Here is an 11,017-nt window from a genome sequence, read left to right on the forward strand (position 1 = left end):
ACATGCGAACCCAGGAAGTTCAGGATCATCTCCTGGCTGATCGGTGCGATCTTCATCAGGCGCGCCTCGCGGAAGTAGCGCGCGACGTGGTATTCCTCCGCGTAGCCCATGCCGCCGTGGGTTTGCAGCGCCCGGTCCGCGGCGGTAGAGCCGGCGTCGGCGCACAGGTATTTGGCGGTATTCGCTTCGCGCCCACAGGGTTTGCCGTTGTCATACAGCCACGTCGCCTTGCGCAGCATCAGCTCGGCCGCGTCGAGGCGGGCCAACGAGTCCGCCAGCGGGAACTGAATGCCCTGGTTCATTCCGATGGGCCTGCCGAAGACCTCGCGGTCGTTGGCGTACCGCACCGCCTTCTCCAGCGCCGCCCTGCCGATGCCGAGCGCCTCCGCGGCGATCAGCATCCGCTCCGGGTTGAGCCCGTCAAGGATGTACTGAAACCCCTTGCCCTCCTCGCCGACCCGGTCCGCGACGGGCACCTCCAGGTTGTCGATGAACAACTCATTGGAGCTGACGGCGTTGCGGCCCATCTTTTGGATCGGACGCACGTCGACTCGGCTGCGGTCCAGGTCGGTGAGGAACAGCGTCATGCCGTCGGTCTTCTTGGTGACCTCGTCATAACTCTTCGTCCGGGTCAGCAGCAGGATCTTGTCGGACTCCATCGCCTTGGAGATCCACACCTTGCGGCCGTTGACCACGTAGCGATCGCCGTCCCGCTTGGCGAACGTGGTGATCCGCGAAGTGTCAAGTCCGGCACCGGGTTCGGTCACTCCGAAGCAGACGTGCACTTCGCCGGTCGCGACGGAGGGCAACGTGCGCGCCTTCAACTCGTCGGAACCATGCACCACCACCGGTTGCATGCCGAATATCGACAGGTGAATCGCGCTGGCGGCGTTCATCGCGCCGCCAGACTTGGCCACCTCCTCCAGCAGGATTGTCGCTTCGGTGATCCCCAGGCCGTGGCCGCCGTACTCGGCCGGAATCGTCATGCCCAGCCAGCCACCGTCGGCTATGGCCCGGTAGAACTCAGTCGGAAACTCGTGCGCCTGGTCCTTTTCGCTCCAGTACTGGTCGTCGAACTTGCGCGCCAATTCCGCGACGGACCGTCGGATCAGCTGCTGGTCGTCGGTCAGCTCGAAGTTCATCCCATCGCCGGGCACGGGCGCCTCCTTCTAGCGCGAGCAGACACAAAAGCCCCCGACACGCCGACGACTTGGGCGCTTTTGCGTCTGCTCGCCGGGCGCCGGCACGTGCCTCAATCTCTGTTGCCGGTGAGCTCTTTCGCGTTGGCGGCAAAGTCCGCGAACGACGACCCCGCCCTGGTGTCCTTGTGGTGGCTCAGCGCCCGGATCGACACGTCGTGGCCCTCGGCGGCCTTGCGCAGCGCGCCGACCGTGGCCTGCTCTCGACTGATGTGGGTGAACGGGTCGAACGAGTACCAGCGCATCGCGTTCTCGTAGGTCATCTTGTTGATCTCGCCGTCGGGCACGTTGTTGATCGACAGCACATCCCACAGTTCCTCGGGCGCGCCCGGCCACATCGAGTCGCTGTGCGGGTAGTCGGCCTCCCAGCAGATGTTGTCGATGCCAATCATGTTGCGCAACGCGACGCCGACCTTGTCGCTGATGAAGCAGGTCAGGAAGTGCTCGCGGAACACGTCGCTGGGCAACTTGCCACCAAAGTTCTGGTGCGTCCACGTCGAGTGCATCTCATACGTGCGGTCGGCACGCTCCAGGAAGTAGGGAATCCACCCGGTGCCGCCCTCCGATAGCGCGATCTTGAGGTCCGGATACTCCTTGATGGGCCGCGACCACAGCAGATCCGCGGCCGCCTGCACGATGTTCATCGGCTGCAGCGTGATCATCACGTCCATCGGTGCGTCCGGCGCGGTGATCGCCAGCCGGCCCGAGGAACCAATGTGGACGTTCATCACGGTGCCGGTGTCGCACAAGGCTTTCCACAACGGGTTCCAGTATTCGTCATGGAAGCTGGGGTAGCCCATCGCCGCCGGGTTCTCCGTGAAGGTGAGCGCGTGCACGCCCTTCTTCGAGACCCGGCGGACCTCGGCGGCGCAAGCCTCGGCGTCCCAGATCACGGGAATGGCCATCGGGATGAACCGCGCCGGGTACGCCCCGCACCACTCGTCGATGTGCCAGTCGTTGTAGGCCTGCACCAGCGCCACCGAGAAGTCCGCGTCTTCGGTGGCGAACAGCCGCCCGGCAAAGCCGGGGAAAGACGGAAAGCAAATCGAGGCCAGGATGCCCCCGGCGTTCATGTCCTTGATGCGCTCGTCGACGTTGTAGCAACCCGGCCGGATCTCATCGAGCCCCGTTGGCTCGATGCCGTACTCCTCCTTGGGCCGACCGGCCACCGCATTGAGCGCCACGTTGGGGATGACCGTGTCGCGGAACTTCCACATGTCCGAGCCGTCGGGGTTGTGCACCAGACGCGGCGCATCGTCCAAATATTTCGTCGACAGATGGTTCTTGAACATGTCCGGCGGCTCGACGGTGTGGTCGTCGACGCTGATCAGCATCATGTCTTCTTTATTCATCGAACGTAACCTCTCCTTGAAGAGCCTTGAAGACCCGTTCCGTCCATCGAGCATCCCTCGAGAATCCGACGCAGCCCCCGTGCGGACGTCGCCGAGCGGGCGTCGGCGCCTAGCTCACTAATAGTTGAAAACTATCTTCTCGCGAGGCGAGAATCAACATCCCCCTAACTTCCCTGGCAACGGTCCGCCGGCCAAACCGCCTCACGCGGAGCGGCGAATTGCCCACGACGAGGCGGTTCGGGGAGACGGAAGGACGCCTGAACCGCCCGCAGCGAGCACCCGCCCGCAGCGAGCACCGCAGAATTCACCAACGACCGCGCCGCAGCGCGTGCGAACGCCGGACCCGCCCCCCAGGATTGACCTGGAGAACGAATCGTGCAAGTCTATTGGTTGTAAATGAGAATATGATTCTCTTTGATCGAGAGGAGACGGCGGGATGCGTCTTCCGCCGCTACCCGCAGACCAGTGGGACGACGCGGTCCACCAGGCTCTGGCGGGCATGTTGCCGGAGGAACGGCGCAATCCTCGCGACGCGTCCAACGTGCTGGCGACCATGGTCAATCACCCCGCCCTCACGAAGGCGTTCCTCCGGTTCAACGTGCACCTCTTGTACTCGTCTACGCTGCCGCCGCGACTCCGCGAACTGGCCATTCTGCGGGTCGCACACCGTCGCGGCTGTACCTACGAGTGGACCCACCATGTCGATCTGGCCAAACGCGAGGGCATCACTGACGAGGAGATCGACGCGGTGAGTCGGCCCGCCGGGGCCGACGACCAGTTCGACGAATTCGAGCGTGCGGTGGTCAACGGGGTTGACGAGTTGGACGAGAAATCTCAGTTGTCCGATGGGACCTGGGCCACGCTCGGCAAGCGTATGGACGACCGCCAGCGGATGGACTACGTCTTCACGGTCGGTTCGTACATCATGCTGGCCATGGCCCTCAACACTTTTGGCGTTGAGGTCGAGGCACACCACAACGAAAGGTAGAACGTTGGCCCACTTCGCGAAACCAGCCGCGGGCAGCTGGACGGAGACCTATCCCGAATTGGGAACCGCGCCAGTCGATTACACCGACTCGATTGATCCGGCGTTCTTCGAAGCCGAACGCGAGGCGATCTTCAAGCGGACGTGGCTCAACGTCGGCCGCGTCGAGCGGTTACCGCGCACCGGCAGCTATTTCACCAAGGAGCTGCCATCGGCCGGCCCCGGGATGTCGGTGATCATCGTCAAGACCAAGGACGGGACCGTCAAGGCGTTCCATAACGTCTGCCGGCACCGCGGAAACAAGCTGGTGTGGAACGACTTTCCACACGAGGAGACCTCGGGTACCTGCCGCCAGTTCACCTGCAAGTACCACGCCTGGCGCTACAGCCTCGACGGCGACCTGACCTTCATCCAGCAGGAGGACGAGTTCTTCAACGTCGGCAAGAGCGATTACGGCCTGGTGCCCGTCCGCTGCGAGGCCTGGGAAGGATTCATCTTCATCAACTTTGACCAGAACGCCAAGCCGCTCGTCGACTACCTCGGGCCACTGGCCGAAGGCATCGAGGGCTACCCCTTCCACGAGATGACCGAGTCCTACTCCTACCGCGCCGAGGTCGGCAGCAACTGGAAGCTGTTCATCGACGCGTTCGCCGAGTTCTACCACGCGCCGGTGCTGCACCAGGGGCAGTACACCAAGGAAGAGGCCGCCAAGATCATCAAGTACGGCTTCGAGGCGTTGTACTACGAGCTGGCGAGCCCGCACGGGATGATCTCCACTTGGGGCGGTCAGGCGCCGCCCGCCGACATGAGCATGGTGAAGCCCATGGACCAGGTCCTGCGCAGTGGGCTCTTCGGTCCCTGGGACAAGCCGGAAATCATCGAGAAGCTCGAGCAGCTGCCCCCGGGCGTCAACCCGAAGAAGGTCCCGCAGTGGGGCATCGACTCGTGGCACTTCTACCCGAACTTCATGCTGCTGATCTGGGAGCCCGGCTGGTATCTCACCTACCACTACTGGCCGACGGCCGTCGACAAGCACATCTTCGAGTGCACGCTCTATTTCGTTCCGCCGCGCAACGCCCGCGAGCGCCTGGCCCACGAGTTGGCCGCGGTGACATTCAAGGAGTACGCGCTGCAAGACGCCAACACCCTGGAGGCGACCCAGACCATGATTGGCACCAGGATCGTGCAAGAGTTTCCGTTGTGCGACCAGGAAATCCTTCTCCGCCACCTGCACAAGGTGACCGGCGATTACGTGACGGGTTGGAAAAAGGAGGTAGCCAACAATGGCGCTGCCCGCTGAATTCGCCGAGTTGAAGCCCTATCTGGAGTGGGATCTGGCAACCGAACCCGAGCGCTACGCCAAGCGGCTGGCGTCTTCGATGGCCGAGCTACAGCAGTTCTATGACGTCGCGTTCCCCCGCCTGAATGACGTGATCGAGTACTGCGACAAGTTCCCCCTGGACGACCTGCCGGATGACGCGAAAACCCTGATGCACCTGATGCAGTCGCTGGTCATGGTGTCCTTTCCGATCGAAGCCTGGAAGCAACCGCGCGTCCCCGACAGCGGCGCCGCGTGGGTTGAGCTGATCCGGGAACCGGTGATCTAGCGGTGCGCTCAGCTCATCACCCGAGGAGCTCATCGCGGTGTTGACGCTCAAGGCGGCCGGGCTGCTCGACGTCGACGCCGGGGAGATCGTCCGGCCGGCGGTGCTGCGGATCGAGGACGACCGGATCGCCGCCATCGGCGGGGACGGCGGAGGCTCGATCCAAGGCGAGCAGCTCGACCTCGGCGACCAGATCCTGCTGCCCGGGCTGATGGACATGGAGGTCAACCTGCTGATGGGCGGGCGCGGTGAAAAGCCCGGGCTGTCCCAGGTGCAGGACGACCCACCTACCCGCGTGCTGCGCGCCGTCGGCAACGCCCGCCGCACCCTGCGGGCCGGGTTCACCACGGTGCGCAACCTCGGCCTGTTCGTCAAGACCGGCGGTTACCTCCTCGACGTCGCCCTCGGCAAGGCCATCGACGCGGGCTGGATCGACGGGCCGCGGATTGTGCCTGCCGGACATGCCATTACACCCACCGGCGGGCACCTGGACCCGACGATGTTCGCCGCGTTCGCGCCGCATGTGCTCGACCTGACGGTCGAGGAAGGCATCGCCAACGGCATCGACGAAATCCGCAAGGCGGTCCGTTACCAGATCAAACACGGCGCCGAGCTGATCAAGGTCTGTTGCTCGGGCGGGGTGATGTCGCTCACGGGCCCCCCTGGCGCACAGCACTATTCGGACGAAGAGTTACGCGCGATCGTCGACGAGGCGCACCGGCGCGGGTTGCGCGTCGCCGCGCACACGCACGGCGCCGACGCCGTCAAGCATGCGGTTGAAGCCGGCATCGACTGCATCGAACACGGCTTCCTCGTCGACGACGAGGCGATCGCGATGATGGTCGAGCACGGCACCTTCCTGGTGAGCACCCGACGCCTGGCCGAGGGAATGGACATCTCGCATGCGCCGCCCGAACTGCGGGCCAAGGCCGCCGAGATGTTCCCGAAGTCACGCACGTCGATTCTGGCCGCCTACGAGGCCGGCGTGAAGATCGCGGTCGGCACCGACGCTCCCGCGATTCCGCATGGCAGGAACGCCGATGAGCTTGTGACCCTGGTGGATTGGGGTTTGCCGCCGCTAGCGGTGCTGCGCGCCGCGACGGTGACCGCGGCCGAACTGATCAACGCCACCGACCGTGGACGGCTCGCCGCGGGTCAGCTCGCCGACATCATCGCGGTGCCGGGCAACCCGTTGGACGACATCACCGTTACCCAAAAGGTCAGCTTTGTGATGAAAGGCGGCAAGGTTTATGCCAACCAGAACTGAGGACCTCGTCGAGATCCAGCAGTTGCTGGCCCGCTACGCGGTCACCATCACCCAGCAAGACGTCGAGGGGCTGGTGGGCGTCTTCACCCCGGACGGGACCTACAGCGCGTTCGGCGACACCTACAACCTGGACAGGTTCCCGGACTTGGTGGCCGCCGCACCAAAGGGCTTGTTTCTCACCGGCACCGCCATGGTGGAGTTGGACGGCGATTCGGCCAGCGGCACCCAGCCGCTGTGCTTCATCGAGCACGCATCCCACGACATGCGCATCGGTTACTACCGCGACACCTACCTGCGCACGGGCGACGGGTGGCGACTGAAAACCCGTGCCATGACGTTCATTCGGCGCAGCGGCGTGCATGACTCCGGTCGGCCGCACGCGGTCGGGCGTCCCGCTCCGTGAATGTCGACGAGTTCCGGAGGGGTCTGCGCACGTGGCTTGACGAGCACGACCTCACCCCCGGGCCGGACCGCTCGTTGCGGGGCCATATCCACCAATTCGCCCGCGTCAGCCGGGCACTGTACGACGCAGACTGGATGCGGTACGGCTGGCCCGTCGAAGTGGGCGGTCTAGGCGGACCCGCGCTACTGCGCGCGATCGTCGGCGAAGAGGTCGTTGGCCGCCGCCTCGCCGAACCCGGACCATACTCGATGGTCGAGGTGCTCGCCCCCACCATGATCGATTACGCCCCAAAGGAACTCGCCGTCGAAATGGTTCCCCGGCTGCTCAGCGGCCGCGAACAGTGGTGTCAGGGCTTCTCCGAGCCCGGCTCGGGCAGCGACCTGGCGTCGCTTTCCACCCGCGCCACACCCGACGGCGATAACTGGATTGTCAACGGGCAGAAGGTCTGGACCAGCTTTGCGCAATTCTCCACCAGGTGCGTCCTGCTCGCCCGGACGGCACCGGGACACGACGGGATTACCGCTTTCTTTGTCGACCTGGACACGCCGGGGATCACCATCCGCCCGCTACGCACGATGCACGGGGTCGACGAATTCTGCGAGGTGTATTACGACGACGTGGTGATACCGGCGAGCCGGATGCTGGGCCGGCCCGGCGATGGCTGGCGGCTTGCGATGGACCTGTTGCCGTATGAGCGCTCCACCTGCTTTTGGCAGCGGATCGCTTACCTGTACGCGCGATTCGACAGCCTCATCGCCGAGGCAGACGAACCCGACGAGTCCGCCCTGGGCGCGGCGTATCTCGCGCTGCACACGGTGCGCTGCAAGTCGCGGGCCACCCAGCACCGGTTGCGGGACGGAGCACGACTGGGGCCCGACACCTCGATCGACAAGGTGCTGTTAGCCGCCGCCGAGCAAAAGCTCTACGACACCGTCCATGACCTGATGCCCGGGACGCTCGAGCTCGACGACTCTGAGTGGCGTTCGGAATACCTGTACTCACGGGCGGCCACGATCTACGGCGGCACGGCCGAGATCCAGCGCAACATCATCGCCCGTCGTCTGCTCGACCTCGGAAAGGAGTGAGCAGTGGACGTATCGACAGGTCCAGCGACCGACTCCGAGCTTGCGCTGCTGACCGATTCCATCCGAACGGCGATGAGCACTTACTCGGGGGCCAGGCTGGATTCGGCGCTGGCCGAACTCGGCTGGCTGGACATGCTCGACGAAATACCGTATACCGCAGTACCTTTGGTGTTTCGGTTGCTCGGTGAGACCGGTGCGCACGCACCGGTGCTCAACGATGTCGTGCTGCGGGCGGCGGGACGATCGGCGAAAGGCACGGTGCCGTTGCCGTACGCCGGTGGGTCGTGGGTGGTGTGGGAGCGCACCGATCAGTCGAGCTCGGCGCTGGACGAGGAGACCCCGATACACCCGGTGGCAGAAGGTGATGTGCTGCCGCCGGCCGCGCTGGCCGGAGGGCGTCGAGCCCTGGGTTGGTGGCTGGTTGGCAGCAGCCGCGCGATGTTGTCGCTGGCGCGTCAGCACGCCCTCGACCGTGTCCAATTCGGCCGGCCCATCGCTTCCTTTCAGGCGATCCGGCATCGGTTGGCCGAGACACTCGTCTGGATCGAGGGCGCCGAGGCTACTCTGGACGCCGCCACGGATGATGCGCTGGCCTGCCTTTTGGCCAAAGCCGCTGCGGGACAGGCCGCTTTCACCGCCGCCCGGCACTGCCAGCAGGTACTCGGCGGCATCGGCTTCACCGCCGAGCACCAGCTGCATCGCCACGTCAAACGTGCGCTGGTGCTGGACGGGCTGCTCGGAAGTTCGCAAGAGCTCACCCGTGAGGCCGGAGCGATCTTGCGGGACAACGGATTCGCGCCTCGCCTGGCCCAGCTCTAACGGCCCGGCGAGTGTGAATTCTGCGACGCGACACGCCGTCGAAGCGTCGTGAGACTCACACTCGCGCACGGAAAAGTAGCCCGAGTATGCGTTCGGCCACGATGTTGCGCTGAATTTCCGACGTTCCTCCGGCGATAGTGGCTGCGAAGGTGCGACTGTATCGGTCGAACCAGCTGCCGTAGTGGCTGTCGAGATTCAGCGGTGCAAATGGGGCGGTGACCGCCGGATGGACGAGTCCACGGGCTCCGACAGTGTCGAGCGCGTCCTCCGCGGCGCGTTGCATGGCCTCCGAGCCAAGCAGCTTGAGCACCGAATGTGCCGATACGTCCTCTTGGCCGCGGGCGGCCTGCCCCAAGGCCGCGGACCCCAGCAGTCGCAGGGCCTGAGTGTCCATCACCAGCGTGGCGTAGCGATCCCGCTGCAGCGTTCCCGACGGCGTGAAATCGACAGTGAGCCCATGCAATAGGTCGGCATAGTCCATCCACAGCATGGCGCGTTCATGCGCAAGGGAACCGGTTGCCACGCGCCAACCTCCGTTGAGTTCACCCACGAGATTCTCGGCGGGCACCCGCGCGTCGGTGAAAAAGACCTCGTTGAAATCGACATCGTCGTGATCGCAGAACGACGCGAACGGGCGGCACACCACTCCCGGCGTATCGGTCGGGATCAGCAAGGCACTGATGCCCTTGTGCTTGGCGGCATTTGGATCAGTGCGAACGAATGTCAACAGGACGTCGGCGTGATGGGCGCCCGATGTCCAGACCTTTTGTCCGTTGACCACGAAGTGATCGCGGTCCAGCACCGCACGCGTCTTCAGTGACGCCAGATCGGAGCCCGCACCGGGTTCACTCATTCCCAACGAGGCGGTGATCTCTGCCCGCAAAATCGGCACTGCCCAACGCTGCTGCTGTTCCGGGGTTCCAAACGACAGCAAGGACGCGGCGATGATGCCGACACCCTGCGGATTGAAACTCTGGCAAATCCGCCGCCGGGACAGCTCTTCCAGATACACGTACTGCTGCAGCAGCGTGGCGTTGCGCCCGCCGAACTCGGGCGGGTTGCCAGGTAGCAGCCAACCGTGCTCGAACAGGAGTCGCTGCCACCGACGGGCCCACGGCGGAATGTCGGAACTCGAACGAGGCCGCTGGATGGCGTCGGAGGATTCGGTGACGGCGGGCAGGTGCTGCTCGAGGAATGCCACGAATTCGGCCCGGAATGCCTCGACATCGGCATCAAAGGTCAGCTGCACGGAACTCCTCGTTCGCCACCCCATCCGCGGACTTGCGTTTCCGCCGACGGCACGGTCTGTTCTCTAAAGAATCCGCTTCCAAACACGTGTGCAAGAGAATAGTATTCTCGCACTAAGGAAGTTACAATCTCCAAAAACATGGCCTGTGAGGAGCTCGAGCGCGGCGATGGCACGACGTTCTCCGGTACAGTCCAATCATGTTCTCCCTTCGCGGCAATCGTCTGAGCCGCTCGTGACCAGCCCAAGCGAAGAACCCGCATGGAAGCAGCGCGCGGTCGAGCGGTCCATCAAGACGGCGAAGCTGCGGGCGGCACAGCGCGTGCAGCGCTTCCTGGACGCGGCGCAGGCGATCATCATCGAGAAGGGCAGCACGGACTTCACCGTCCAGGAGGTTGTGGACCGGTCACGGCAATCGCTGCGCAGTTTTTACCTACAGTTCGACGGCAAGCACGAATTGCTGCTGGCGCTCTTCGAGGACGCGCTGAGCAGGTCAGCCGACCAGATCCGCGCCGCCACGGAGAATCACTCCGACCCACTCGAGCGGTTGAAGGTCGCCGTCGAGCTTCTGTATGAGGCCTCCCGTCCCGACCCGACGGCCAAGCGACCGTTGTTCACTGACTTTGCGCCCCGGTTGCTGGTCACGCATCCGGCTGAGGTCAAGATCGCCCATGCACCCCTGCTGGCGTTGCTGACCGAACTCACCGAAGCCGCGGGTGCGGCCGGCAAACTGCGCGCGGAAGTCAACCCCAAGCGGGTGGCCGCCATGACGATGCAGACCGTCATGTTCATTGCGCAGTCCAGCGGCGGACCGGACGAGGCGACCGTCCACCCGATCACCGCCGATGAGGTCTGGGACTTCTGCTCGCGCGGTTTTGCCAACGCCTAGAGAGGCCAACGAGCACATATCGCACGCGGTTGCCTTATGAGAATTAAATTCTCTAATATGTAGAACTGGAATTCGCTAAGACGGATTCGCCGTTGCCACGCGAGGGCAGAGTTTCAGGGGAATTGAGGTACTCATGGCTGAAGACCGGGTAGGGCGTGTGGCGGGAAA

General features: G+C 64.3%; 11 protein-coding genes. 8 read left to right on the forward strand and 3 right to left on the reverse strand.

Annotated features, from left to right (window positions below):
• On the reverse strand, nucleotides 1-1,142 hold a 1,142-nt coding region (locus JO236_RS07265; RefSeq protein ID WP_293326752.1), incomplete at its 3' end, for an acyl-CoA dehydrogenase family protein.
• A gap of 110 nt (nucleotides 1,143-1,252) precedes the next feature.
• On the reverse strand, nucleotides 1,253-2,551 hold the full coding sequence (locus JO236_RS07270; RefSeq protein WP_293326726.1) for an amidohydrolase family protein: 1,299 nt from the start codon (nucleotides 2,549-2,551) through the stop codon (nucleotides 1,253-1,255).
• Nucleotides 2,552-2,987: 436 nt separating this feature from the next.
• On the opposite strand from JO236_RS07270, the gene JO236_RS07275 reads away from it, so the two are divergent.
• The 7 genes from JO236_RS07275 to JO236_RS07305 all read left to right on the forward strand — a co-directional run bounded on the left by JO236_RS07275 (nucleotide 2,988) and on the right by JO236_RS07305 (nucleotide 8,714).
• Complete coding sequence (locus tag JO236_RS07275) at nucleotides 2,988-3,539, forward strand: carboxymuconolactone decarboxylase family protein (protein WP_293326729.1); 552 nt, start codon at nucleotides 2,988-2,990, stop codon at nucleotides 3,537-3,539.
• Between the two features lie 4 nt (nucleotides 3,540-3,543).
• Nucleotides 3,544-4,836, forward strand: coding sequence for an aromatic ring-hydroxylating oxygenase subunit alpha (locus JO236_RS07280; RefSeq protein WP_293326731.1), 1,293 nt, complete (start codon nucleotides 3,544-3,546; stop codon nucleotides 4,834-4,836).
• On the forward strand, nucleotides 4,820-5,143 hold the full coding sequence (locus JO236_RS07285) for a hypothetical protein (protein WP_293326734.1): 324 nt from the start codon (nucleotides 4,820-4,822) through the stop codon (nucleotides 5,141-5,143). The genes JO236_RS07280 and JO236_RS07285 overlap by 17 nt, the downstream gene beginning before the upstream one ends.
• Nucleotides 5,144-5,180: 37 nt before the next feature.
• The gene (locus tag JO236_RS07290) at nucleotides 5,181-6,407 is read left to right on the forward strand and encodes a metal-dependent hydrolase family protein (protein WP_293326736.1); all 1,227 of its coding nucleotides are present in this window, start codon (nucleotides 5,181-5,183) and stop codon (nucleotides 6,405-6,407) included.
• Entirely contained in the window at nucleotides 6,391-6,810 is a 420-nt protein-coding gene (locus JO236_RS07295) for a nuclear transport factor 2 family protein (RefSeq protein WP_293326739.1), read from the forward strand. Before JO236_RS07290 ends, JO236_RS07295 begins: the two co-directional genes overlap by 17 nt.
• Nucleotides 6,807-7,895: an acyl-CoA dehydrogenase family protein gene (locus tag JO236_RS07300; protein WP_293326742.1), complete on the forward strand. Its 1,089-nt coding sequence runs from the start codon at nucleotides 6,807-6,809 to the stop codon at nucleotides 7,893-7,895. The genes JO236_RS07295 and JO236_RS07300 overlap by 4 nt, the downstream gene beginning before the upstream one ends.
• 72 nt (nucleotides 7,896-7,967) lie before the next feature.
• Nucleotides 7,968-8,714 (forward strand): acyl-CoA dehydrogenase family protein, encoded by a 747-nt coding sequence (locus tag JO236_RS07305; protein ID WP_293326755.1) that lies wholly within the window; start codon nucleotides 7,968-7,970, stop codon nucleotides 8,712-8,714.
• A 55-nt stretch (nucleotides 8,715-8,769) separates the two neighbouring features.
• On the opposite strand, the gene JO236_RS07310 is transcribed toward JO236_RS07305, so the two are convergent.
• Nucleotides 8,770-9,963: an acyl-CoA dehydrogenase family protein gene (locus tag JO236_RS07310; RefSeq protein ID WP_293326745.1), complete on the reverse strand. Its 1,194-nt coding sequence runs from the start codon at nucleotides 9,961-9,963 to the stop codon at nucleotides 8,770-8,772.
• A 232-nt stretch (nucleotides 9,964-10,195) separates the two neighbouring features.
• Here JO236_RS07310 and JO236_RS07315 point away from each other — a divergent pair, with 232 nt between their 5' ends.
• A complete protein-coding gene (locus JO236_RS07315) occupies nucleotides 10,196-10,849 on the forward strand; it encodes a TetR/AcrR family transcriptional regulator (RefSeq protein ID WP_293326748.1) in 654 nt (217 codons plus the stop codon).
• Nucleotides 10,850-11,017: the final 168 nt, after the last annotated feature.

The sequence above is a fragment of the Mycobacterium sp. genome (genome assembly GCF_019247635.1).
GTDB lineage: Bacteria > Actinomycetota > Actinomycetes > Mycobacteriales > Mycobacteriaceae > Mycobacterium.

Bases quoted from the DNA above. Each gene is read 5' to 3' on its own strand.
- JO236_RS07270 (WP_293326726.1), bottom strand. From the start codon at position 2,551: ATGAATAAAGAAGACATGATGCTGATCAGCGTCGACGACCACACCGTC.
- JO236_RS07275 (WP_293326729.1), top strand. From the start codon at position 2,988: ATGCGTCTTCCGCCGCTACCCGCAGACCAGTGGGACGACGCGGTCCAC.
- JO236_RS07285 (WP_293326734.1), top strand. From the start codon at position 4,820: ATGGCGCTGCCCGCTGAATTCGCCGAGTTGAAGCCCTATCTGGAGTGG.
- JO236_RS07295 (WP_293326739.1), top strand. From the start codon at position 6,391: ATGCCAACCAGAACTGAGGACCTCGTCGAGATCCAGCAGTTGCTGGCC.
- JO236_RS07305 (WP_293326755.1), top strand. From the start codon at position 7,968: ATGAGCACTTACTCGGGGGCCAGGCTGGATTCGGCGCTGGCCGAACTC.